We start from the raw sequence: 22,999 nt of genomic DNA, 5'->3' as shown, positions 1-22,999 counted from the left end.
CTTCTCATGTGAGAAGGGTTTGTTTTTTCAGTCTAAAACGATCACTTTGGTTGAGTGGTTGTCTTGAAAATCAGAGCACATATCGTTATTCGCTTGCTCTCCACTCGCTCCAGTTGAGCATCGCGTAGTCTGCCAGTTTTAGCATCGGAATGTCTTCGTGCGTATCACCGTAGGCATAAATAGACGCAAACTCGTCGAGCGAAAACGTGGCCCTAACGCGCGAGACTTTTCTTTCTAAACTGCAATCACCTTGCTGGTAAAAGCCACTCAGTTTTGGCTGTTCTGAGATCAGTTCACTGCACAGCAAGTGGTAACCGTTCACTTCACACCAAGGCTTGAGATATGCATTGAGTGATGCCGACACCACCACAATGGTATCGCCTCTGTGTTGATGCCACGCCAACCTTTCCATCGCTTCTGGCCGTAAGTACAGCGGGATCACTTCATGGGCAAACTGAGTGCCAATCGCTTCAATTTTCTGCGTTTCTTTCCCTGAAAATGCAATAAAACTGCTGAGAGGGCGCATAACACGAGCGGGTAACACTCCGAGTTTGTACAGCGCATAAAATGGCATGATAGCGACCTTTCCTACTCGTTTGCGCAGGCCATAAGCAGAATAGTGGAGGAAAAGGCTAAACATATCCTCTCGGGTGATGGTGCCATCAAAATCAAACAGTGCCAGTGACGGCTTAGTAGTATCGAGCAAACTCAGCGCCTATTTTTGGGTTTAAGATCGTTTTGTGTTTATTGATAAAACACCGCCAACCAGATGGTTTCTTGCGTTGGGTCAGTCCAGCTCACTTTGTGTTTGGTATGAGCTGGAATCGTAACGTGATCGCCTGCCTCAAGTCGTTGCACTACACCTGATTCAAAAGTCAGCTCTCCAGCTCCTTTAAGAACCAAGACCCATTCATGTTCTTCTTGATCGTACCAGCCACTTTCGGGCGAGGTTTGCCCTGTTGAGACAATGCGTTCTATACGCAGGTTTTTGTGGGTCAGCAGGTCTTCGAACACTTCCTCGTCGAGGTTATTCGGTAAGTCTTTAAACAGGTTCATGGCCTTTCCTTAGAGAATGATCAGTCCAAAAGGCGCAAGCAATTGCTCTTGTTGCCAATCACAAATTTTAACACCAAACAGAGAAACGCGGCGAACATCCAGCCCGTCTAGTTCGACATGAGTCAGATCACACTGCTCAACGTTAAAGGTTCCCCATTGTTCTGGCGAGAATTCGCAGCGAGATAAATCCGAGCCTTTGAGAGTTGCCCCTGCGAGGTTCGCACCGTTCCAACGGTTTTCAAAGAGGTCACATTTTTCTAGTAACACTCGCTCGAAGTTACAGTAGGTGAGGTTGCAGCCAGTAATAAAAGCAGAACAGAAAAACATGGTGTTACTGACGCGATTAGCAAAGTTCGCACCTTGGAAGTTTGCCCCTTTGAGATCGCACTTACGTAGCTCCAAGCCCATACAATTTGCGCCGTTAAACAGGCTCATCGCCAACATGCAGTTCGTAAAGCTAGCGTCTTTTAAGTTCGCGAAGCGAAAACTACACCCTTCTAGCGCTTTGGATTCGATAAAGCGACAGTCGATGAACTTAGCATCGCGCAGATCGGCATGGTCGAAACAGCACATATAAAAGTGGCAGTTTTTAAAGGTAGCATTCTGAAAATCGTGATGAGAAAAGTTTTCTCGTTCAAAAATGAGATCGGTTTTTAACATGTCTTCTCCTTAGTTGCGAGCAGACTAGCACTCCAAGTGACTGATTTTCCAGAAAAATAACTTCTTGTATTTCAGTGTTTTACAAACCCCTCAAATCGCGATTTTAAGGGGTCAAACGAGCTTTTTAAGTGGGTTGTTTTTTGAAAATAGAAGACGTAGAGGACGAAAAAAGTTTTTGCTGGCTACGAGCCTTAACGAGAGGATTCGCATTTATGGGTATGCATGGCAACTCACACGCACAGTTTGCATTACAGAATTGTATCCTATTTGCATAATTTGTTGATCAATATGGCGTTTCTCCATACAAAAAACCTATATTTTTCACAAATTGATTTCCATCAAAATAGTAGGGTTTCTATGTGCTAGATTGCGCACAGCTCAAAAAGATATAGATACCCGTGTGCTTCAAGGCGCTGAGTTTACTTGAAATCTCAGATCAGTTAGCAGGCACCCCTTTGGGTACGACATAACGAAGCCCTACGAAAGGAAATAAAAATGAAAAAAACAATCTGCAGTCTAGCAGTGGTTGCTGCACTCGTGTCACCAAGTGTTTTCGCTCATAAACAAGGTGACTTCGTTCTTCGTGTTGGTGCGGCGTCTGTCGTTCCAAATGACAGCAGTGATAAGATTCTTGGTTCTCAAGAAGAGTTAGAAGTTGACTCAAATACGCAGCTTGGTTTGACGTTTGGCTACATGTTTACAGACAACATCAGTTTAGAGCTTCTAGCAGCAACACCATTCAGCCACGATATTTCAACAGACTTGTTAGGTCTTGGTGATATCGCGGACACCAAACACCTTCCACCAACGCTTATGGTGCAGTACTACTTTGGCGAGCCACAAAGTAAGTTCCGTCCATACGTGGGTGCAGGTCTCAACTACACCATGTTCTTTGATGAGGGCTTCAATAGCACGGGTAAAGGCGCTGGTCTTTCAGATCTTAAGTTGGATGATTCATTCGGTCTAGCAGCGAATATTGGTGTGGACTACATGATCAACGATCAATGGTTCCTCAACGCTGCTGCGTGGTACGCAAACATTGAAACAGAAGCAACTTACAAAGCAGGTGGAGAGAAGCAAAAAACCGACGTCAAAATTAACCCTTGGGTATTTATGATCAGCGGCGGTTACAAGTTCTAAGAAAAACCAGTAGTTACACGCACATTACTATTATTGGCATGACTTTGGGGGCGGTTACGGGGACTGCCCCTCTTTTTTATCCTCGTTTTGATTGCACATCATTTACTCAACTTAGCAACATGCAAAATTGGATCTTTACCTTGCAGATCATTTTATTGTCCGAAGATCGAAAAGTCCTACACTGATCACATAATTGAACAAGTGGACAATATAAATGAGCGACGACATCGCGAAGCATTCTTCCGCCAGATCTAAGCTGGTAAAAACTCTTTTCTTCACTCTCTGTGTTATTGCATTTAGTGCGATGTATTGGTCTTGGCAGTATTCTGACAGTCATCCAAGCACGGAAGATGCCTACGTTAGGGCAAAAATTTTGTCGGTAGCGCCTCAGGTAAAAGGCCAAGTGGTTTCCGCGGATGTCAAAGACTTCCAATCTGTTAACAAAGGTGACCTACTGCTGAAGATAGATTCACGCCCATATTTGTTGGCAGTGAAGCAAGCAAAAGCGGCATACCAATTGGCGGTCCAGCAACATGACGTTGCCGATAAGCAGGTAACTGAAGCTGTTGCGGGCTTAGATGCGGCGCGCTCTAACCTGATAGAAGCGCAAGTGGAGTACAAACGTACGGATTCCTTGGTGAAACGCAAACTGGCGTCGAACCAAGATTTAGATACGGCAAAAAACAAACTAGCCAATGCCCAAGCGAGCCTGGAGCAAGCGCGCGCGACGGTAGAAAAAGCCATTGCGAACCGTGGTGAAGAAGGCGCAGAGGCTGCGGTTGTTCAACAAGCGGGAGCACAGTTAGCGCAAGCAGAGCTGAACTTGAGCTACACCGACATTACGTCACCAGTGGATGGCATTGCCGGTGAGATCAATACGCACGTAGGCTCGGTCGTTAGCGTGGGTCAAACGTTGTTCCCTGTGATTTTAAAAGACAGCTATTGGGTACGCGCGAACTTTAAAGAAACCGATCTTACTCATATTAAACCTGGCATGCATGCGGATGTGGTGATTGATATGTACCCAGACGTGGTGTGGAAAGCAACGGTAGAACAACTATCGCCTGCGAGTGGTACATCGTTCTCCTTGATGCCACCAGAAAACGCAACGGGTAACTGGGTTAAAATCAAACAGCGTTTCCCTGTACGTTTGGCATTAGAAGTACCGGCCGATGCGCCGCAACTTCGCGTGGGTGCGAGCTCAGAAGTCACCATTGATTTGCAAAGTAGCGTGCAATGAGCCATCAAATTACGGCAGACAAACGGGGGATTGCCACCGTCGCCGTGATGCTTTCTGCCATCATGGTGTTAATCGATATGACCGTTGCGAACGTGTCGCTATCGCACATGATGGGCGCGTTGGGCGCAACGGCAGACCAAATTACTTGGGTGCTGACGGGTTACAGCATGGCGGAAGCGATCTTCATTCCGATGACCAGTTTCTGGGTGTCGCGCTTTGGTGAACGCAAAGTCATGCTGGTTGCCGTGGTCGGCTTTGTGATTGCCAGTGCGCTTTGTGGGCAAGCACAGTCTCTTGAAGAGATGGTGCTATTTCGCATTATCCAAGGCGCTTTCGGCGCGTCGGTGATTCCATTGGCGCAGTCGACGTTAGTGCAGATTTATCCGTATGAGCAAAAAGGCAAAGCGATGGCGATTTTCTCCATCGGCATTTTGCTTGGTCCTATTTTGGGCCCAGTTGTGGGTGGTGTGATCACCGACAACATTAACTGGCGCTGGATTTTTTACATCAACTTGCCATTCGGTTTGATCTGTACCTCTTTGATTTATCGCTATATCCACATCGACAACAAATCCAAACCTAACTTTGACTGGTGGATCATCGGTTACATGGCGTTAGGTGTGGGCGCGTTGCAGTTTGTGTTGGATAAAGGGAATGAAGAAGACTGGCTCGACTCACGCATGATTCAGACGGCGATATTGCTCGCAGTCATGGGATTGGTGATGTGGATCTATCGCAGTTGGAAAACCAAAAGTCCAATAGCGCCATTGTGGCTGCTGAAAGACCGAAACCTTATGGTCTCGTCATTGATGATTGCCGTGGTGTCGATGGCGATGTTTGGCCTGACGACTCAACAACCAATGCTGTTGGAAAGCTTGCTGGATTATCCGGTCTCAACCACTGGTTTATTAATGGCACCGCGTGGGTTGGCGTCAGCGGCGATGTTGATTTTGGTGATTAAGCTCAATCCGCAATTCGATCCCAGAATCAAAATAGTCTTTGGCTTGAGCTGCATCGGGATTGGTAGCTATTTGATGACGCAGTACTCACTGCAGATCGATACATTTTGGATTGTGATGCCGAGTATGATTCAGGGGATGGGGCTTGGTTTAACCTTCTCGACGCTATCCACCTTGGCGTATTTAACGATTCCGAAAGAGCAATCTGTTGCGGCGGCGAGTATTTACAATCTGTTCCGTACCATTGGTAGCTCGTTTGGTATTTCTATCGCCACCACGTTCCAATATCGTGATAGTCAGCAGCAATGGCATGCGCTGGGAGAGGGTATTAATCCTTATAATCCTAACTTGCATGACTGGGCGGCCAATCAGGGGCTTTCTATTACCGACCCGGTTGCGTTAGACCAATACCAACAGATGTTGCAGCAGCAATCGCAAATGGTCGCGTTTGTGCACACCTTCCAGCTTGTGGGAGTGATGTTCGTGATCATGATGCCGATGCTGGTTTTCATTCGGTCGCGTGAATAACATGAAGTTCCGGTGAATAGTGTAAGAGAACGCCTCTCAAGTTGTGTCAGCTTGAGAGGCGTTTTTTATTGGACAGTGCCAGTGAAAGAAGGACGTTTACTCAAATGTCACTTCGTCAAAATGCGGATTGGTTTTGAGCGCGCGCATTGCGACTAATTGTTCAGTCGGAAAGGCGGTGTGCTCACCATCCATATCTAAAAACAAGCACTCTTGTCGCTGCATGTCGTAGCCTGTGTCGAACGCGTTGCCCTGATGAGTTTCACCATTTTTTAGTGTGATCTCGATAGGGAGCTTAAACATACAGGCGATTTCAATAAAATCGTATTGGCTGCAAGTCACCATAGCTTTCTCCTTTCAAACCGACGCAGTATTCAGAAGGTTTGAGAACCGCTTCCTTAATATAGAAAACGTTTGATTGAAACTGAATCTTCATCTTACACCTCATTTTGGTCACGAAATAGACATACACGCACGTTTTAATAAACCTACTGTTGAGCGTTCGCAAGCGAGACAAAACTACGATATGTCTGAAACGATACTTAAGCGCACATACCTAACGAGTGAACAAAAGACACAAAAGCCAAGTTCACTGATTTCCCCTCAAACCTACCATGCGCAGTTGGCGCACCGTGTTCACCACTCGCCTCAATTTGAAAACGGCCGCGTTAAAAACGAGATGCCAAATATCCCTAGCCCGCAATCATTCTGGCAGGTGTGTTGGAGCTATCTTGGTGGTAGAACGCCATTGAGTCCTAACGAACATCTGCCACATTTCCCAATTCAACCTACGCAGTTTGCGCAGAGAAGTGAATCGATGCGCGTTACTTGGCTGGGCCATTCCACCATGCTGGTGGAGGTCGATGGCATTCGAATTCTGACTGATCCGGTATTTGATTACGCTTCTCCGTTCATCGCAAAAGCGTGGTTTGAACGCAATATTCCCAATACCCATGCCAGAGATTGTTTGCCGATTCCTGAAATTATCGTGATTTCGCACGATCATTACGACCATTTAGAAGCATCGACCATACGTTTCTACGCCGATAAACCCGTGACTTTTTATGTACCCTTAGGGGTTGGCAAGCATCTGATAAAGTGGGGCGTTTGCGCAGACAACATCGTGGAATTCGATTGGTGGGATAGCGTGCACTATGCCGGAATCGAACTGATTTGTACGCCTGCTAACCATAATTCGGGTCGTACTTATTTCGATAAAAACTCGACCCTGTGGGCTTCTTGGGTCATCAAAGGCAAAGAAGAGACGCTCTATTTTAGTGGCGATTCAGCTTACGATTCGCACTTTTCCGAGATCGCACTGCGATGTGGACCAATCGACATTGCCTGTTTGGAAGTGGCTGCTGATGTGAAAGGCCAGGGTTATCCGGTCGAAAACTGGGGGCACATGCAGGCTCATCATACCGTGCAAGCGTTTCGCGATTTAAATGCGAAAAAACTGTTGCCCGTGCATTGGGCTACATACGAGCTATTTACTCACCGCTGGGACGAACCGATTTTAGATTTGCTTACCCATTGTCAAAAAGAACATATAACGCTGCTGACGCCAATGCCGGGGGAGAGTTTTTACGTTCATCAAGAACATATAAATAAACAATGGTGGCGAGAAAAAGAAATAGGTGAGCCAGATATAATTTTGACTTAATAATATGTTCTTACTTCAATAATTATTTTAGAAGTTAACCTTGTTATTTTCAGAATATAACAAGGTTTTTTACTCGCTTACTCATCAATCACTTGAGGTTTTAACTCGACGACATTTCCTTCCGGATCATGTATATAGAGTGATCTACCGAACCCTTGTGCGCCATACCGCTTCGCAAACTCTTCGGTTTCAATGCCGCGCGCACGCAGATATTCCAGTAATTCATCCTCGGAAAAAGGCGCCAATTGCAGGCAAAAATGGTCAATATTACGACCATTTTGAACTGGTGGCTTACCGCCGAGTTGGCCCAATTCGCTGTCTACCGTCACTACATCAATCAATGCGTTACCTGCCCTAAGTTGAGTTAAACCAAGTTCCGTTACTTCGCGTTCGACAGGGCAGCCCAAAATGTCTCGATAGAAATGCAACATAGCATCGAGGTTACAGGTCCTTAAAACAACATGATCAAGCGCTTTGATGGCGATTGGATTTTTGGTGGGCATGCTTCACTCCTTTTTGCATTGTGTTGAGGTAAGTATAAAGTGACCTTAAAAGTGGTGAGAGAAATGATCAAATTCCAGATGTTTTTTTGCTAGAGCGAGTGCAGAAACACTGCAACTCAAAGCAAACAAAAAAGGCTAGCGTATTGCTAGCCTTTTGGGATATGGATGGGGCTATTACTCGTAATCAGAAGCGTAAGTTTCTTCGTAAGAGTGTGAGTAAAGCTCGAATAGGTTGCCGAATGGGTCTTCTAGGTAAACCATTTTCGCAGGCTTATTATCGTCTTCTGGGTGGTAACGCATGATGTCCATGCGAACTTTGCCACCTAGTGCTTCGGTGCGTTTGATAGCACCTTCAAAATCGTCTGTCTGTAAACAGAAATGGAAGATACCGATGCGAGAAAAATCCACTTCATGGCGCTCTTGACGTTCTTTCATTTCGAATAACTCAAGGCCGATGCCATCACTTGTCACAAGGTGCGCAATGTTGAAGCCTTTAAAGCCTTCCCCAAAGACCGCAATACACATTCTGCCAATTGCCGTTTCGCGTTCTTCAATCACTTTCGTGTTGCCCATAACGACTTTTAGACCTAGCGCTTGCGTGTAAAACTCAACCGCTTTGTCCATATCTCCGACCATAATACCGACATGATTCATTTTCATTTGTTTGCTCCCAACATGTGTGTTTGAACGTTGTCTTGTTTCGATGTGGGAGAGTATATGGCGTGATGTTGATTACATGAAATTATCATAAATTATAAAAATGATAATTTTATTTAATGCTATGCATGTTGGGATTGAGTTAGTGAGCTAAGGCCTCAACAGCTTGCCTCACCGAGGTGAAATGAATCTTGATAATACACCGTTGCGCGAGGCTGAATTCATGCGATTGGATTAATGACGTAACCTCTTCTACGGACAGCGTTCGTTCTTTTGGGTGTAAAAGAGTGGTGTTCGAACCATTGTTTTTCAATTCAAACGTGTTGCCATTTGAGTCAATAACGTAATCATCTTGCCCAAAAATGAGGGCTTCGCATTCAGAGTCTAAGTCGGACTGGGAATGCGTGTAGATCAGCTCATCGTCGCCGTCTAGTTTTAGCAAGCATGGCCAGCATACTGCGTGGTCTCTCATGGTTAACTCATTATTCATTGTTATTTAGAAACTTGACCCAGGTTGTTGCAAAAACGCTAACTCTTCGGGAGTGCTCTCTCTTCCCAGTATCGCATTGCGATGAGGATAGCGCCCAAACTGGTCGATGATGGCTTTGTGTTTTAGCTCAAAATCGTAGTTATTTTCAAGCCCTGATGCGCAGAACAATTTTTCAGCTTGGACATGAATGAGGCGAGATTCGCTGTGCATAAACGGCATGTACAAAAAGCTTAGCTGCTCAGGCGCTAATTCTTTGTCGTAACCTAACCGAATTGCCTCTTGAGCCAATGCTAATGCGAGTGGGTCTTGTGCAAACGCTTTTTGGGTGTTGCGATACACATTACGTGAAAACTGGTCGAGGACGATGATTTCGGCCAATCGTCCTTGTGCGCTGTTACGCCAATTAAACAGTTCACAACGAGCCGCTTGTTCTAATACCGAGGCAAATCGCGATGTAATACGCTTGTCCAGTTCTGGGTTGTTTTCAAACCAATTTTTGGGCGATAGCTCCTCGAACCAAAATTTGATGACTTCTTGGTACATGGATCTTCCTTCCTATTGCATTAGCTAAAGAATAAAAAGCCAGAAGGCGAGCTCCTGGCTTTCTGCGTGTTATCGACCGTAAGTCTCTATGATGTAATGTTCAAAATCGTCACACATTTGTTCGTCAGAGATGGCGTTGCTTGCCAGCTCTTTACTGCCGTCGACGACTTTAATCGCGGCGTTCAGTGAAGCGACTGATGCTCGCTCTCGCGTCGCAAGTGAGTCGATTTTCTTCTGCTGCACTTCCCATGCCTGTTCTGGCGACAGGTTACACACGTCTGCAAGGTATTTGGCATTGAAGCCTTCGCCAGTCAGGCTGACAATGGTTTCGTTGTGCGACAAGTGATTGCCTGCGTGCCAGTAGTGTTTTGCCAGCAGTGGGCCAATTTCTGGGTTATCCGTCAGGTAACCAAACTTCTCAAGGAAGTATGCACGGGTCTGATACACCGCCATGTGCGCGAGTAGATAACCTTGATACGCACAAGCTGCTTCGTCGGATAGCAAATGTGGAATCGCCATCAGTGGGCGAGGGCTGCATTCCAAACCAAGGATCTGTTTTTCACAATCGCGAGCTAGCTTAGTGATGCGCTCTGGCGTTAACTCGTCATCGCTCAGTTGATACAACGCGCGCTCAAAATATGGCACAACCAAGATGCTACGTTCTTCATAAGCTTTGAATGGCTGACGGCTGTTGATCATTGCTTGAATAATCTCATCAGGAACAGAATTCCCTTCATCATCCAGTGCGTACTGTTTTAGCCAATCGGCATCGGTTAACAGGCTATCACAGAACATCGACTGAGTTTCTGCATAAGCCATTGACGTCGGCGCAAACTCCTGCGAGAAACAAGGCGCGTTCATTTTTACGTTCGCAAAGTGTGCTGCGTGGCCACCTTCGTGGAACAGCGTGTTAATGCCATCGTAGCCGCTGCCCACTTGGTCTGGTTTGGCATTACTGGTGAAGTTCACCTGCGCTGCGACCCATTCGCCTTGATTATAGAAAGAAGGGATAGGGCCGTGGCAGAACCCATTCGGGTACTTACCTTTGCGATCTAGTAAATCCAGCGTTAGCGTCGCACCAGAGTAATCAATATTTAGGCGACCAAATGATTCTACCCAGCGTCTCAGAGATTTTGAGAACGGCACGTATGGGTCAAGGTCACGCATAACGTCACCCGCGAATGAGTAAACAAAGTTGTAGCCTGCTAGTGCGCTTGCGCCTTTCTCTTTCGCCAAGTTTTCTAAGCTGTTTAGATGCGCATCTCGCGTGCGTTGTTCGAAATCTTCCAAAATCTCGAATAGCTGTTCAGAGCTCATCTTTTCCGTTTTTTGCACGGAGTAATCAAAGAAAGTCGCATAACCGAGTGAGCGAGCGAACTGGTTGCGCAGTTTGATCAGCTCTATAAAGCCGTTTTGCAGTAGCCATTGTTCAAGGTTCAGCAACGCTTGATGAGCCGATTGGCGAACTTCTTCATGATTGCTGGTGCGAATGGTTGAGCTTAATACGGGTAGTGAACCTTCTACTTGCTCGCCGTTCTCATCGGTAAATGTTTGTACGTGGTTCTGTTTTTTCTCGAAGAGCTCAGCTTCAAAGGCAATGAGCTGATTTTTCAACGCTTGTGCTTTTTCGCCCTCGATAGCGTGAGATTCAAACATCGCCAGCCAACCAGATAGACCCGTAATGGTTTGTTGTTTCTCTTGTGGGTCGGTAATTGAGTCCGCGGCTTCAAGCTGTTGTTTGATGGCAGTAATTTGCTCGGCGTTGCTTAAAAAGCTTGTCCATGCCGTTTGTGCTTGCGTCGAGCCATCATGGTCATCGCTGATCCCCATGTAAGTTTCCCAAAAGAAATCTTCTTTGGTGCGGTGAATCGCAAGGTAACGTTGATTGAGGTCGTTGAGATAATCCGTTGCGGTCATTTTGATCCTTCAAATGGTTTCGTTATGTAGACAGTTGATTATTGCACGCTTGGCCGCGAGAAAGGAACGCTAATCTCATTTGTCGATTTTGCATCGCGTAAAGGTGATTTTACTATTTGTTTACATTTGGGTGGGTTAATAGGAGTTCTGAGCTTGCAGTGTTAAGACTGGTATGGAGTTTACAGTTTATTAAGTAATTAATCTGCGGTGCGCTATCGATGATCCTTATCAGGTGTAATAAGATTTCCATATCGTGGCGATACATTTGGAAACGATATGATAAATAAGACAAAAGTTACGTTATTGGCGGTAGGTACGATTTTAGTTGGATGTTCCACAGTCGCGCCACCAAGAAATGATGCGGTTGAAAGCATTCAACAAAAATGTTCTGTGATTTTAAGCAATGATGTTGCGGGCGACCAGCGCTGGCAGACGTACAACGGCTTGCTTGTAGAATATGCCGTGCATGGCGTTAAGAGTCAGGCACAACTGGAACGTTTTGAAGCGTTTGTGCAGAGAGTGCAAGATGATGAGTCTGGACAGTTAGTTACAGAGTTGATTGAGGTCACCGACTGGGGATGCTCAAACGGCAATTATCTAGAAGAGATGAGCTTGTTTATTCAAGAAGTTCAAAAGTAAAAAACCGAGCGTTAAGTCGCTCGGTTTTTCTGTTTGTGGAACGCTTTTGTGCGCTGGCTCGTCAGGACGTTTACTCCTCTGGATACTCGCCCATACCTTCCGCTTTCCAATGCTCTCCAGGAGCAAATGCTTCATCGCATAAATCTACGGTGTAGCCCATTTCTGTGATTTCCTTCAAAGTGAGGTTATCAGCAATATTTGCAACTTCCCCCGATTTATTCCGTAACTCCATGTTGATCTCTCCTCTGTAGGTAGACGAGTGGCATCAATGCACAGTGAAGAATGCATTGGTAACCTTTGTTCTAAGTATATAACCCTCTGCTAAAAATGAAGGCTTAATCCTCTTTTTAAGTGTGGTTAATTGGATAATGCTTTGAGCTGCTTCCGTTATTTAGAACCGCAGCATCGCGATAGTTTGCCATTTGTGATTTATTGAGTGATTAAACGGTCAATTTGGAAACTCGAAATGGTGATTCTCGACCACGCTTTAGCACAACAAATTGTTGATCGAACCATGTCCATCATTGGTCACAATGTGAATGTGATGAACTCGGCAGGCATCATCATTGGCAGTGGCGACCCTAAACGTGTTGGGCAAGTGCATGATGGCGCGGTACTGGCGCTGAATCATGGCGATTCGCTAGAGCTTAATGAGCAGCAATGTTTGACGTTGCAGGGTGTCAAACCCGGTATCAATATGTTGTTGAAATTACATGGCGACGTGGTCGGTATTGTTGGCGTCACAGGCGAGCCGGAGAAAATCCGAGATTTTGCAAAACTGGTTAAAATGACCGCTGAACTGACAATCGAGCAAGCCGCGCTGGTGGAAAAATTTCAGTGGGACAGACGTCATCGCGAAGAGTTTATTCTGGCTTGGATCAATGGGAAATTGACCGATGAAGAGCTGAAAGATTGGGCGATGCGTCTTTCTATCGATGTTACTCAACCACGGGTGGCAACGGTGATTGAAGTCTCGACTCCGTCCGCCTCGAAAAGCATGAAGAGTGTGCGCAATATTGTTGAGCTGCTTGAATACCCAGAGCGTAACAACCTAGTTGCGATTGTCTCGGTGAATGAAATTGTGGTGTTGAAACCGTGTCATTCCGTCAAGCAGTGGGATAGCCAAGTTGAAAGTGAGCGCATTGATAAGTTGATGTCGCGTTTAAGCGATCACGATTCGCATACGTTTCACATTGCGCTAGGGCAGCTGTTTAATGAGCCTAAAGATGTCGCGTTGTCATACCAAAGTGCGAAGCAGGTATTAGCCATTGGCAAGCAGTTCTACCCAGAGAAACGTAAGTACCTGTTCGACGAACTTCGTTTGCCTGTGCTGTTAGCGCCGTTGGCGGATATTTGGCAAGGTGAACAAATTATTGATGGCGTGAAACGGTTGAAAGAGAAAGACAAATCCGGGCAATTATTGAAAACCCTAGATGCGTTGTTTGAATGCAATGGCAATGTGACGGAATGCTCTAAAATGCTGTTTATTCACCGGAACACTCTGCGTTATCGGTTAGAAAAAATCACCGAGATAACGGGGCTACCAACCACCAATTTTGTGGGGTTAGCGGAGCTTTATATTGCGACTCGGCTCTCAAAAATGTCGTGATATTGTGCATCTGCACAATACGCGTCATTTTTTGACCACATCATTTGTCACTCCGCCTAAAGGAATTCTAAAGCAAACGATTAATAATTCATGCGTCCCTACATGTTGAGTGAGCCAACACGGACTCGCTCAGCAAAAGAAGAATAAATGGAGTTATCATGAACCTTATATTAATCCTGCTCGGGGTGATCGCATTTATTGTGCTCATGACCACCAAATTCAAATTACATCCCTTTTTAGCGCTGATCATCGCGGCGTTCCTTGCGGCATTTGCTTACGGCTTACCGGCAGATAGCATTGCCAAAACCATTGCTTCTGGCTTTGGCGGCATCCTTGGTTACATTGGTTTGGTTATCGTTTTAGGTACTATCATTGGTGTTATTTTGGAAAAAAGTGGTGCAGCGATCACTATGGCCGATACGGTCATCAAAGTGTTGGGTGAGCGTTTCCCAACATTGACCATGAGTATCATCGGTTACATCGTTTCTGTTCCGGTATTTTGTGATTCAGGCTTTGTCATTCTGAACTCGCTCAAAGAATCACTCGCGAAGCGTTTAAAAACTTCAAGCGTTGCGATGAGTGTGGCGTTGGCAACTGGCCTATACGCAACGCACACGTTTGTGCCGCCAACTCCTGGACCGATTGCCGCTGCGGGTAACTTAGGCCTGGAATCTAACCTTGGTTTAGTGATTGGTGTGGGTGTGTTTGTTGCAGCGGTTGCGGCGTTAGCGGGGATGTTGTGGGCGAACCGATTCCAACATGTTGAACCAGATGGCATTGAAGCCGCAGAAGAAATTCAGCAAGACTGGCAAGCACTCAAAGCGTCTTACGGCAAATTGCCAACGGCGAGCCAAGCATTCGCTCCTATTTTTGTTCCAATCTTATTGATCTGTTTTGGCTCTATCGCGAAATTCCCAAGCCTACCGCTGGGCGAAGGTTTTGTGTTTGATGTTCTGACTTTCTTAGGACAGCCACTAACGGCATTGGTGATTGGCCTGTTCCTTTCTGTTCGCCTACTCAAGTCAGACAACAAGATTGAAGAATTTGGCGAGCGAATCAGCCAAGGTATTACGGCTGCTGCGCCTATTCTTTTGATTACCGGTGCTGGTGGCGCATTTGGCGCGGTATTAAAAGCCACGCCGCTAGGTGAATACTTAGGTACGACGCTATCGGCGCTGGGCGTGGGTATTTTCATGCCATTTATCGTTGCGGCTGCGCTAAAGTCGGCGCAAGGTTCATCAACGGTTGCATTGGTGACCACATCGGCTTTGGTTGCGCCTATGCTTACGCAATTGGGGCTCGATTCAGAAATGGGCCGCGTATTAACGGTGATGGCGATCGGTGCTGGTGCGATGACGGTTTCTCATGCAAACGACAGTTTCTTCTGGGTAGTTTCGCAGTTTAGCCGCATGTCGGTGGGCTTAGCGTACCGCGCGCAAACCATGGCTACGCTCGTTCAAGGTGTCACGGCAATGGCATTGGTGTACATTTTGAGCCTCGTTCTCTTATAAGTCTCTGGAAATACGTATGAAAGTGGTAATTGCACCTGATTCATTTAAAGAAAGCTTAACCGCCAAACAAGTGAGCGAGGCGATCAAAACGGGTCTTGCTCGCGTATGGCATGATGCTGAGTTTGTTACGGTTCCGGTCGCAGACGGTGGCGAAGGCACGGTTCAATCTTTGATAGATGCAACTCAAGGCGAACAAGTCTTCACAACAGTGACTGCGCCATTAGGGAATGATGTTGAAGCGTTTTATGGCATCCTCGGCGACGGCGAAACTGCGGTTATTGAAATGGCGGAGGCCAGTGGGCTACACCTTGTGCCGAGTGACGCTCGCGACCCAAAACTGACCAGTAGCATTGGTACCGGACAGCTGATCAAACACGCGCTAGACAGAGGCATTCAACGTTTAATCATTGGTTTGGGCGGCAGCGCTACCAATGATGGTGGCGTGGGCATGTTGACCGCGTTGGGGGTGGCGTTTCTTGATGACTCTGGTCATGCAATTACCCCAAATGGAGGCGGGTTAGCGGCGCTTGCGTCCATCGATATTTCTGGTCTTGACCCTCGTTTAGCAACTTGCGAAGTGTTGGTAGCGTGCGATGTTGATAACCCACTCTGTGGTGACAAAGGCGCGTCGGCTATCTTTGGCCCTCAAAAGGGAGCGACCGTATCAGACGTCACTCAGCTCGATAACGCATTGCGCAAGTTTGGCGAGTTGACGGAACAAGCGACGGGTAAGCATGTACTGACTCGTGAAGGGGCGGGTGCTGCTGGTGGTATGGGCGCGGCCTTGCTCGGGTACACGCCAGCACGTTTGCAACCAGGAATTGAGATTGTGCTTGAAACGGTCAAACTTGCTCAGCATGTTGAGGATGCGGATATCGTATTTACAGGCGAGGGTCGAATCGATCATCAAACCGCACATGGCAAAACGCCGATGGGCGTTGCTCAGGTGGCCAAGCAGTGTAATTTACCAGTCATTGCATTAGCAGGCTGTGTGGGCGACAACTATCAGGCGGTTTATGAGTGCGGTATTGATGCGGTGTTTGCTTGTGTACCAAGGGCGATGAGCTTACCTGAGGCCATGAAAGAGGCCGACGTCAACGTTGCTAATTTAGCCGAAAACGTCGCGAGAATGTGGCAAATTAAGTCGCACTGAAAGCGATGACGATATGAAAAACTCCACCTTTGCGTGGAGTTTTTTGTTGTTACCTGTTTGCGTGTGTCGGCATAAGTTCATTTAGTAAGAGCGAGTTAACAGGCATGCTTTGCTATCAATTTTGCCAGTGTTTGCATCGCGTGACTCCAATCGGTTTCATGACCAAAGTTTGCCACGCTGAGGCGTACGCAATGCCGATATTGCCCTTGAGTGCCAAATACGGTGCCGGGAAGTAGGCTGATTCTGTGCTTATTGCATGCTTGATACAACGCATAGCTGTCCGTGTCTTCGGGCAGTCGCAACCAAAGCAAGAACGAACCTTGCACGGCGTTGATCTGGTATCGATTTTTTAGAGGTTCGTATTCATCCAAGTATTGATGAAGCATCTGGATAAATCGGCGCATGTTGTTTTGATAAACCCGACCCATTCGCGCAGTATGCGTTCGATACTTGCCTGACGTTAGAAACGTTGCCACGGCGGATTGCATCAGGTTCAAACTGCCCATGTTCTCACACAGTAGATATTGCTCAATCTGATCTCGATATCGCCCCGCCAACATCCAACCAATTCTCAAACGCGAATCGAGCGTTTTGGATAACGAATTCACGTAAATTACGCGTTGCTTGTCATCGAGCAATCTCAAGCTTGGTAACGGCTTGTCATAGCTTAACCCGCCAAACACATCGTCTTCGATAATAGGAATATTGCCAGATGCCAAGAGCAATCGCTGGCGCTTTTCTAGCGGCATCATTGCACCAGTTGGATTGGTGAAGTTTGGCGTTACGATGATCGCTTTTATGTCCCATGTCGCCATTGCTTTTGCTAAGGCTTCGGGGCACATACCGTCGCGTGGGCAACTCGGAATTTCCACCACTTTGAGGCCGAGTGATTCTAGCATCAATAAGTTGCCAAAATAGCAAGGGGACTCCACCGCGACGATATCGCCTTTTTGTGTCGTTGCGCGCAGCGCTAGGCTAATGGCTTGTTGCGCGCCGTGCGTCACCATGATCTCATCCAACTTGGCTGGCGTGCCCAAATCTTGTGTGATTTTCGCCAGTTGTTTGATTAAGAGGTGATCACCGGGTGGTAATTGGTAATGGCTCGGTACATGCGTTTGCTGGCGGCTGTGGCGGCCGATCTCGGCGTACAAGCTTTTGATCGCGGGGGAGTCAATGTTTGGGTGGGCAGAACCGGTAGGCAAACGCTCTTGGTATTCAGGATAAGTAAGGATTTCTTTGCAGATCGAGAGCAAATCCACACGAGTCGGATCCGGAATTGAGCGAGAGGTCGGCAAGGCGATTTTAACTCGATAACCCGATTTGGGAACCGAGTACACCAAGTTTTGCGCTTCCAACTCTTGATACGCACGAATCACGGTGTTTTTGCTGACGCTTAATTCTTGGCTCAACGAGCGAATGGAGGGCAGTCGATCATCCGCCTGATAAACGCCATCATTAATGGCTTGTTTGAGGTGTTTTTCCACCACGAGGTACTTATTCCCTTCACCGCTTCCCAATAAATCTGTACCCATAAAAACACTTCCATCTGTCACTTTTTGAAAACACTGTACCTAATTACATTAGCAGTATCTCAAAACATAAAACAAGCGTGAGTGAGGCGATCATGTTAATCCGAGCCATCCCTTTTGTATTTGTCATCCTTTGGGCTTCTGGATTCGTTGGTGCGCGTTTTGGTTTGCAATATGCCGAGCCAGCGACACTACTTTCTATCCGTATGGCATTCAATGTCTTATTGTTTTTGGTTCTTGTGGCGGTATTGCGTAGAAGGTTGCCGACAGGAAAAGATTTTTGGCACAGCTGTGTGGTTGGTGCGTTGATCCACGGTTTCTATCTGGGCGGTACTTATTTCGCTATCGCCTTGGGTATGCCTGCTGGGTTGAGTTCGTTGCTGGTGGGTATTCAACCGATTTTAACCGCGGCTTTGCTGGTGGCGTTTGTTCGTGAGGAATTTAAACCCTCGCAATGGTTGGGTTTGGCTCTTGGTTTTGTCGGTATCGCTATGGTGTTGATGGGCAAAATGGAGTGGCAATCCGAGCAGCATAAAGTGTTGGCCATTGGTTTGTGTTTGTTGGCTTTGGTTGGTATCACGCTAGGGACGCTTTATCAGAAAAAACATTGCCAACAAGTGGATATGGTGGGTGGTGCGACGGTGCAATATTTGGCCGCGCTCGTCATGTTTCTGCCCGTTGCGATGCAGTTTGAAACCATGCAAGTGCAGTGGGAACTGGAGTTTATTTTGACTGTGTTGTGGTTGGTCGTCGTGCTCTCTTGTGTAGCTATTCTACTGCTGCTGTACATGGTTAAGAACGGTGCTGCATCGAGCGTAGCTTCTGTATTCTACCTGGTGCCGCCAACGACGGCGATTCAGGCTTGGCTCGCGTTTGGAGAGTCATTTGATTGGATGGGGATTTCTGGTTTCGTACTGGCAGCTACGGCGGTGTATTTGGTGGTTAAAAAGCCGGATCTGACGATAAAGAAATCGATTCAAACAGAATATACCTAAATTGGGTAGGGACATTTGCGTATCAGTGGGTACAATCTGCTTCATCTTAATCCGTGGAGCAGAATGATGAAGGTAAAGCCAGATCGAATGACCGCCATGCGTAGCATCATCGAGCAAGTAAAAGCGGAACTACCAATTTATGAACCAGAAACGTTTGTATGTGGACCAGAAGGGCAGTGCATTGGCTGTCCGAAGAAATTGTTGGAAATGGTCGATTCAGAAGTCACTTATTGGGAGTCAGCCATGGAGCGCGGCATTGTTCCGCAGTTCGATGAGATTCGTCGTTTTGGCAAAATGTGCACGAATGTTCGTCGTGGTCTGGTGCGAAATAATGTGCCTTTACTCAGTAACTAGAGAGTAAAAACCGTCTAATATCTGACACATAGCGTCGTTTTGTTACACTGCTCTTTGGCTGCTGTTCTCAAGTTTGAGTGGTGTTTGTCTCTTCTTACCCCTTAAGCCTTTAATCGTAAGAAATTGGCGATATATTGGCTCGGTCTCACATGGATGTGGGGCTATTGTCTTGGGCTAGTTGAGATAAGAAACGTGAAATCAAAGGGATTTACGCTGATGGAAATCACCATAGTGCTTACCACTTTGGCTTTCATCGCATTAGCTGCTTTACCAGTATTACTCGATATTCATCGCCAAGCATACGCTGCGATGCTGCACAGTTCTCAGTCTTCTTTGGGTACGGCTCTCAAATTCTTTCATGCTCAATCAGTGATTGATAACGCTTACGGCCAAGAGCACGTTCACTACATTGACCGACATGTCAAAACACGCAAAGGCATGCCAGAAGCGAGTGCCGATAGTATTCGAGCTTTGTTAGAAATCGATCTACCAGCCAGAGGTTATTCGAAAATTGACGTGCCGTGCAAAGGCAGTGATTTTTGCATCATCGGTCAGCAGCACCCAAACAGTGCTCATTTTGTCGCTATTCCTGATTATCAGTTCTTAGATAAATCGGGTGTTGATCGCGTGGTGTACATTTGGCCGCAAGGTTACACACTGGCAGAAGAAGCATGCTATTTCTACTACGTGAATCAAGCCTCTAACGATTCAATTGTTCGAGGGCATGTGACGCAAGGGTGTTAACCCCAAATAAGTGTTGCGAACAACGGTTATCGTGAGTCTACAAATCTGGGCTTTTCGAACGGCTTTGCGCTTTATACAATATCATTTTTTGACTCATCAAGACTTTACCATTTGGCAAGGTCACTTCCCCAAGTTCCCCCTGATGTTCAAATCCAAACCGTTCATACAAAGCAATCGCTGGTGTGTTGGTTTTGTATACGTAGAGTGCGATTTGGTCGTAACCAAATTCCCAACCACGTGCGATCGCGACAGCCAACAGTTTTCGCCCCAATCCTTTGCCTCGGTAGTTTTTGTCGATGTGAATACCAAGAATACCGACGCGAAGGCGTTGCTCTCTTTCGTAACCGCACATCTCAGCTGGGTAGATTTCAACACTACCGATAAGTTTTTGGCGGTCAAACGCGACAAACTGAGGGATGGACTCGTTTTCCACACGTTGCAGGATTCTGCGAAGCGTTGCGTTATCGGGTGCTGGAGAAATCAAAAATTCCCCTTCGGAGTACACTCGATTCCACAGCGCGGTGAAGCGCGCGATATCGCTCACCTTGATGGATCTGATTTGCATTCATCTTCCTTGATTAGTGCAGGTTAGTAACGGTTAGGGGATAAGCTCAGATAAACAACGAATTTGGTTAGGAATGGCTTCGGCTGGTGCATCAGCGCCCGTTGGGTTAAACCAAATTGTGTTTACGCCCGCTTTCATCGCAGGGTAAATATCTTTGTGAGGTAAATCGCCAACCATGGTTATTCCACTCACGTTAACCCCTAACTGTTTTGCGATGGCGAGATAAAACTCAGGTTGGTTTTTAGCGATGCCGAGGTTGGCAAAACAAAAATAGCCATTTAAGTATTGGTCTAAGTCGACGCGAACAAATGCACGCTGAACCTCTTCCATGTTGGAATCAGATGCACTGGTCGCAATGTAGATGGGATGATTTTGGGAAAGTATTGCCAGTGTTTTTCTGGCTTGAGGAACTGCTTCTACGTGTTCCCAATCGCACATTTTTCCTTGTGCGTGAGGGAAATCTACCATCAAGGTGTTCCCCCAATCGAAAAGATAAATCATGTTCGAATCTCCTTATCCGCACATCATATCGTCTTTTTCTAAAATCAGGGGGGTAAATTGCATCGATAAATGCGATTTAGGTGGGTTTAGTCGTGAAAAGCGCTTAATTGTCGTTATCGTTACAAATGTTTCAGCATAATGCGTGAGTTAGTTTTAAAACCTTGATTATCGTAAAAGCGCTGTGCTGGCTGATTGAATTCCATCACTTCCAATCGAATTTGTGTGGCATTGGCGTCGCGCGCCCATTGCTCACAGGCTAGGAGCAGTTGGCGGCCGATTCCTTGCTGCTTTTGCGCTTCATCGACAACAATTGTTCCCACGCGACAAATTGGGTCTTTGATCAGAAAACTGACGGTGTCGTTTTGGGTGATCATCGCGGTTAAGAAGCCGAGAATTTGCTGTTCGCGTTCGGCAATCAAAAAGAGTCGCTCTTTGTTCTCTAGTGCTTGTGCAAGAAATTCACGGTCAGCTTCTGATGGCGCAACAAAGGCTTCTGGCGCATTCGCAAAATGCAGTGAATTAATTTGAAAATTAAGCTGAAAAATTTCGTCTAAATCATCGGGAATCGCTTGTCGGATATGGACTTGCATTCTATCTGCCCCCTGCAATATCGATAAATGATCCTGTGATATAAGAGGCTTCGTCACTTAATAGCCAAGCGATCGCATTTGCCACTTCTTCTACCGTGCCACCGCGTTTAAGAGGAATTTGAGGGCTGAGTCTATCTACTCGGTTTGGTTCTCCGCCGTCGGCATGCATATCAGTGTAAATGAAACCAGGTCGAACGCCATTGACGCGAATATTGCGCTCTGCCAACTCTAGCGAGAGCCCTTTAGTTAAGGTATCCATCGCGCCTTTTGATGTGGCGTAATCGACATACTCAAATGGCGCGCCTGAGCGCGACGCTCCAGAGGAGACATTCACAATTGCACCGCCTGCACTGAATCGCTTCGCCGCTTCTCGACAGCAGAGAAAACAGCTATTCACATTGGTGTTCATTACTTTCTGAAAGCGTTCCAAGCTGATTTCTGACAAAGGCGATTGAGTAAATAGGATGCCAACGTTGTTGACCAAGTGCGTCACTGCACCAAATTCACGTTCTGTTTCATCAAACAAGGAGAGCACTTGCTTCTCATCGGCTACGTCTGCGGCGATGGCAATCGCTTTGCCACCGTTTGCTTGTATTTCTGCCACAACTTGGTCGGCGGCCTCTTGCTGAGTGCGGTAATTAACGCAAACGCGATAGCCTTGCTCGGCCAGCTTTTTCGCCGTTGCGGCTCCAATGCCTCGGCTTGCGCCGGTAATGATGACTACTTTATTCAAAATACGTCCTTATTTTTGTAGTGAGTAGATTTTATCGGCGTAGGGTTTGCCACCAATTTGGTATGCGTCTGGAATGACCTCAATGAGTTCGAAACCACATTTTATCAGGACACGTTCTGACGCAATATTGCCTTCAGTGACCGTCGCGGAAAAGTGGTTGATGTTATGTGTCGAGGTTGCCCAGTATAGAAGCGCTTGAAGAGTTTCTGTTCCAAACTGTTGGCCATGAAATTCCGGCAAAAGTAAGTAACCTACCTCTGCCTTACCGTTTTCAATAGCAAAGCCAGTGATGCCGATGGGTTGTTCAGATTGCTTATCGAGTATTACAAGGCAAAGCCAATGCTGGCAATTTGGGGTCCATGGTAATAATCGCGAAGCAAATTTTTCTCTTATTTCTGTTTCGCTGGGACGATCGAAACAGAGCGCAATAACCTCTTGTTCGGAGAGTAATCGTTGAAAGAGTTCCCAGTCACTGGCTTTGATGGGTCTTAATTGGCTTCTGTGCGTCTCGATATAAACTGACATGCGTGTCCTTACTGCATCAATGTGGAGATTCAGTCTCTCATCCTCTTATCTGTTTAATCAAATAGTTGCATTCATAAAAGTGATTTATGTGGTGAATAGTTGGCTGGGTAATGGATTATTGCCATATATTCATCTTTGAGATGCAAATAACAAAATTTCATACTTGAGGCATACAGAGCAACACGGAAATGATGTGGA

Annotated in this window: 27 protein-coding genes; 11 read left to right on the top strand and 16 right to left on the bottom strand. The window is 46.5% G+C overall.

Annotated elements, in window-relative coordinates; all coding sequences use genetic code 11:
- Positions 1–85: 85 nt before the first annotated feature.
- Genes R7F67_RS02240 through R7F67_RS02230 form a run of 3 tightly spaced genes read right to left on the bottom strand, consistent with a single transcriptional unit; the run spans position 86 to position 1,716 of the window.
- On the bottom strand, positions 86–706 hold the full coding sequence (locus tag R7F67_RS02240; protein WP_053308043.1) for an HAD-IB family hydrolase: 621 nt from the start codon (positions 704–706) through the stop codon (positions 86–88).
- 38 nt (positions 707–744) lie between these two features.
- Positions 745–1,056 carry a cupin domain-containing protein gene (locus R7F67_RS02235; RefSeq protein ID WP_005383281.1) on the bottom strand — a complete coding sequence of 104 codons (312 nt, stop codon included), beginning with the start codon at positions 1,054–1,056 and terminating at the stop codon, positions 745–747.
- 9 nt (positions 1,057–1,065) lie between these two features.
- On the bottom strand, positions 1,066–1,716 hold the full coding sequence (locus tag R7F67_RS02230) for a Qnr family pentapeptide repeat protein (RefSeq protein WP_005374358.1): 651 nt from the start codon (positions 1,714–1,716) through the stop codon (positions 1,066–1,068).
- 495 nt (positions 1,717–2,211) lie between these two features.
- On the opposite strand from R7F67_RS02230, the gene ompW reads away from it, so the two are divergent.
- The 3 genes from ompW to R7F67_RS02215 all read left to right on the top strand — a co-directional run bounded on the left by ompW (position 2,212) and on the right by R7F67_RS02215 (position 5,583).
- On the top strand, positions 2,212–2,856 hold the full coding sequence (gene ompW, locus R7F67_RS02225; RefSeq protein WP_005374357.1) for an outer membrane protein OmpW: 645 nt from the start codon (positions 2,212–2,214) through the stop codon (positions 2,854–2,856).
- Between the two features lie 214 nt (positions 2,857–3,070).
- On the top strand, positions 3,071–4,096 hold the full coding sequence (locus R7F67_RS02220; RefSeq protein ID WP_005374355.1) for an HlyD family secretion protein: 1,026 nt from the start codon (positions 3,071–3,073) through the stop codon (positions 4,094–4,096).
- On the top strand, positions 4,093–5,583 hold the full coding sequence (locus R7F67_RS02215; RefSeq protein WP_017634371.1) for an MDR family MFS transporter: 1,491 nt from the start codon (positions 4,093–4,095) through the stop codon (positions 5,581–5,583). The genes R7F67_RS02220 and R7F67_RS02215 overlap by 4 nt, the downstream gene beginning before the upstream one ends.
- Positions 5,584–5,679: 96 nt before the next feature.
- Here the strand turns inward: R7F67_RS02215 and R7F67_RS02210 are convergent, their stop codons facing one another.
- The gene (locus tag R7F67_RS02210; protein ID WP_005374351.1) at positions 5,680–5,925 is read right to left on the bottom strand and encodes a Rho-binding antiterminator; all 246 of its coding nucleotides are present in this window, start codon (positions 5,923–5,925) and stop codon (positions 5,680–5,682) included.
- Between the two features lie 181 nt (positions 5,926–6,106).
- Here R7F67_RS02210 and R7F67_RS02205 point away from each other — a divergent pair, with 181 nt between their 5' ends.
- Positions 6,107–7,243, top strand: coding sequence for an MBL fold metallo-hydrolase (locus R7F67_RS02205; RefSeq protein WP_054576493.1), 1,137 nt, complete (start codon positions 6,107–6,109; stop codon positions 7,241–7,243).
- Between the two features lie 77 nt (positions 7,244–7,320).
- Here R7F67_RS02205 and R7F67_RS02200 read toward each other — a convergent pair whose 3' ends face one another.
- The 5 genes from R7F67_RS02200 to R7F67_RS02180 form a co-directional block, all read right to left on the bottom strand.
- Positions 7,321–7,746: a VOC family protein gene (locus R7F67_RS02200; protein WP_017634369.1), complete on the bottom strand. Its 426-nt coding sequence runs from the start codon at positions 7,744–7,746 to the stop codon at positions 7,321–7,323.
- Positions 7,747–7,920: 174 nt separating this feature from the next.
- Positions 7,921–8,406, bottom strand: a complete 486-nt coding sequence (locus R7F67_RS02195; protein ID WP_025768760.1) for a VOC family protein — start codon at positions 8,404–8,406, stop codon at positions 7,921–7,923.
- A gap of 139 nt (positions 8,407–8,545) precedes the next feature.
- On the bottom strand, positions 8,546–8,875 hold the full coding sequence (locus R7F67_RS02190; protein ID WP_033907198.1) for a DUF4144 domain-containing protein: 330 nt from the start codon (positions 8,873–8,875) through the stop codon (positions 8,546–8,548).
- 24 nt (positions 8,876–8,899) lie between these two features.
- On the bottom strand, positions 8,900–9,436 hold the full coding sequence (locus tag R7F67_RS02185; RefSeq protein ID WP_262600561.1) for a DUF924 family protein: 537 nt from the start codon (positions 9,434–9,436) through the stop codon (positions 8,900–8,902).
- A 69-nt stretch (positions 9,437–9,505) separates the two neighbouring features.
- Positions 9,506–11,353, bottom strand: a complete 1,848-nt coding sequence (locus R7F67_RS02180) for a M3 family metallopeptidase (protein WP_206957588.1) — start codon at positions 11,351–11,353, stop codon at positions 9,506–9,508.
- Between the two features lie 276 nt (positions 11,354–11,629).
- On the opposite strand from R7F67_RS02180, the gene R7F67_RS02175 reads away from it, so the two are divergent.
- Positions 11,630–11,992, top strand: a complete 363-nt coding sequence (locus R7F67_RS02175) for a hypothetical protein (protein ID WP_017634365.1) — start codon at positions 11,630–11,632, stop codon at positions 11,990–11,992.
- A 70-nt stretch (positions 11,993–12,062) separates the two neighbouring features.
- Here R7F67_RS02175 and R7F67_RS02170 read toward each other — a convergent pair whose 3' ends face one another.
- A complete protein-coding gene (locus R7F67_RS02170; RefSeq protein WP_318056833.1) occupies positions 12,063–12,224 on the bottom strand; it encodes a hypothetical protein in 162 nt (53 codons plus the stop codon).
- Between the two features lie 234 nt (positions 12,225–12,458).
- On the opposite strand from R7F67_RS02170, the gene R7F67_RS02165 reads away from it, so the two are divergent.
- The 3 genes from R7F67_RS02165 to R7F67_RS02155 all read left to right on the top strand — a co-directional run bounded on the left by R7F67_RS02165 (position 12,459) and on the right by R7F67_RS02155 (position 16,265).
- Positions 12,459–13,601 (top strand): sugar diacid recognition domain-containing protein, encoded by a 1,143-nt coding sequence (locus R7F67_RS02165; RefSeq protein WP_318056832.1) that lies wholly within the window; start codon positions 12,459–12,461, stop codon positions 13,599–13,601.
- Positions 13,602–13,759: 158 nt separating this feature from the next.
- Positions 13,760–15,112, top strand: coding sequence for a GntP family permease (locus R7F67_RS02160; protein ID WP_318056831.1), 1,353 nt, complete (start codon positions 13,760–13,762; stop codon positions 15,110–15,112).
- A gap of 16 nt (positions 15,113–15,128) precedes the next feature.
- Positions 15,129–16,265: a glycerate kinase gene (locus R7F67_RS02155; RefSeq protein WP_017634361.1), complete on the top strand. Its 1,137-nt coding sequence runs from the start codon at positions 15,129–15,131 to the stop codon at positions 16,263–16,265.
- Between the two features lie 95 nt (positions 16,266–16,360).
- Here the strand turns inward: R7F67_RS02155 and R7F67_RS02150 are convergent, their stop codons facing one another.
- Positions 16,361–17,797, bottom strand: a complete 1,437-nt coding sequence (locus tag R7F67_RS02150) for a PLP-dependent aminotransferase family protein (RefSeq protein WP_171345574.1) — start codon at positions 17,795–17,797, stop codon at positions 16,361–16,363.
- A gap of 92 nt (positions 17,798–17,889) precedes the next feature.
- Between R7F67_RS02150 and R7F67_RS02145 the strand changes: the two genes are divergently transcribed.
- The 3 genes from R7F67_RS02145 to R7F67_RS02135 all read left to right on the top strand — a co-directional run bounded on the left by R7F67_RS02145 (position 17,890) and on the right by R7F67_RS02135 (position 19,887).
- Complete coding sequence (locus R7F67_RS02145) at positions 17,890–18,789, top strand: DMT family transporter (RefSeq protein WP_017634359.1); 900 nt, start codon at positions 17,890–17,892, stop codon at positions 18,787–18,789.
- 66 nt (positions 18,790–18,855) lie between these two features.
- Positions 18,856–19,143, top strand: a complete 288-nt coding sequence (locus R7F67_RS02140; protein WP_005374318.1) for a hypothetical protein — start codon at positions 18,856–18,858, stop codon at positions 19,141–19,143.
- 153 nt (positions 19,144–19,296) lie between these two features.
- On the top strand, positions 19,297–19,887 hold the full coding sequence (locus tag R7F67_RS02135) for a type II secretion system protein (protein ID WP_225455765.1): 591 nt from the start codon (positions 19,297–19,299) through the stop codon (positions 19,885–19,887).
- A gap of 37 nt (positions 19,888–19,924) precedes the next feature.
- Here R7F67_RS02135 and R7F67_RS02130 read toward each other — a convergent pair whose 3' ends face one another.
- The 5 genes from R7F67_RS02130 to R7F67_RS02110 form a co-directional block, all read right to left on the bottom strand.
- Positions 19,925–20,452 (bottom strand): GNAT family N-acetyltransferase, encoded by a 528-nt coding sequence (locus R7F67_RS02130; RefSeq protein WP_054575248.1) that lies wholly within the window; start codon positions 20,450–20,452, stop codon positions 19,925–19,927.
- Between the two features lie 33 nt (positions 20,453–20,485).
- Complete coding sequence (locus R7F67_RS02125) at positions 20,486–20,953, bottom strand: HAD family hydrolase (RefSeq protein WP_149191650.1); 468 nt, start codon at positions 20,951–20,953, stop codon at positions 20,486–20,488.
- 119 nt (positions 20,954–21,072) lie between these two features.
- Entirely contained in the window at positions 21,073–21,543 is a 471-nt protein-coding gene (locus tag R7F67_RS02120) for a GNAT family N-acetyltransferase (RefSeq protein WP_025768770.1), read from the bottom strand.
- A 1-nt stretch (position 21,544) separates the two neighbouring features.
- Positions 21,545–22,276, bottom strand: coding sequence for a glucose 1-dehydrogenase (locus R7F67_RS02115; protein WP_318056830.1), 732 nt, complete (start codon positions 22,274–22,276; stop codon positions 21,545–21,547).
- 9 nt (positions 22,277–22,285) lie between these two features.
- Positions 22,286–22,801 (bottom strand): GNAT family N-acetyltransferase, encoded by a 516-nt coding sequence (locus tag R7F67_RS02110; protein ID WP_017634358.1) that lies wholly within the window; start codon positions 22,799–22,801, stop codon positions 22,286–22,288.
- Positions 22,802–22,999: the final 198 nt, after the last annotated feature.

The organism is Vibrio sp. YT-17, assembly GCF_033337375.1.
Taxonomy (GTDB): domain Bacteria; phylum Pseudomonadota; class Gammaproteobacteria; order Enterobacterales; family Vibrionaceae; genus Vibrio; species Vibrio alginolyticus.
Note: the sequence above shows the minus strand (reverse complement) of the source record. Positions and strands in the feature narration are given on the sequence as shown.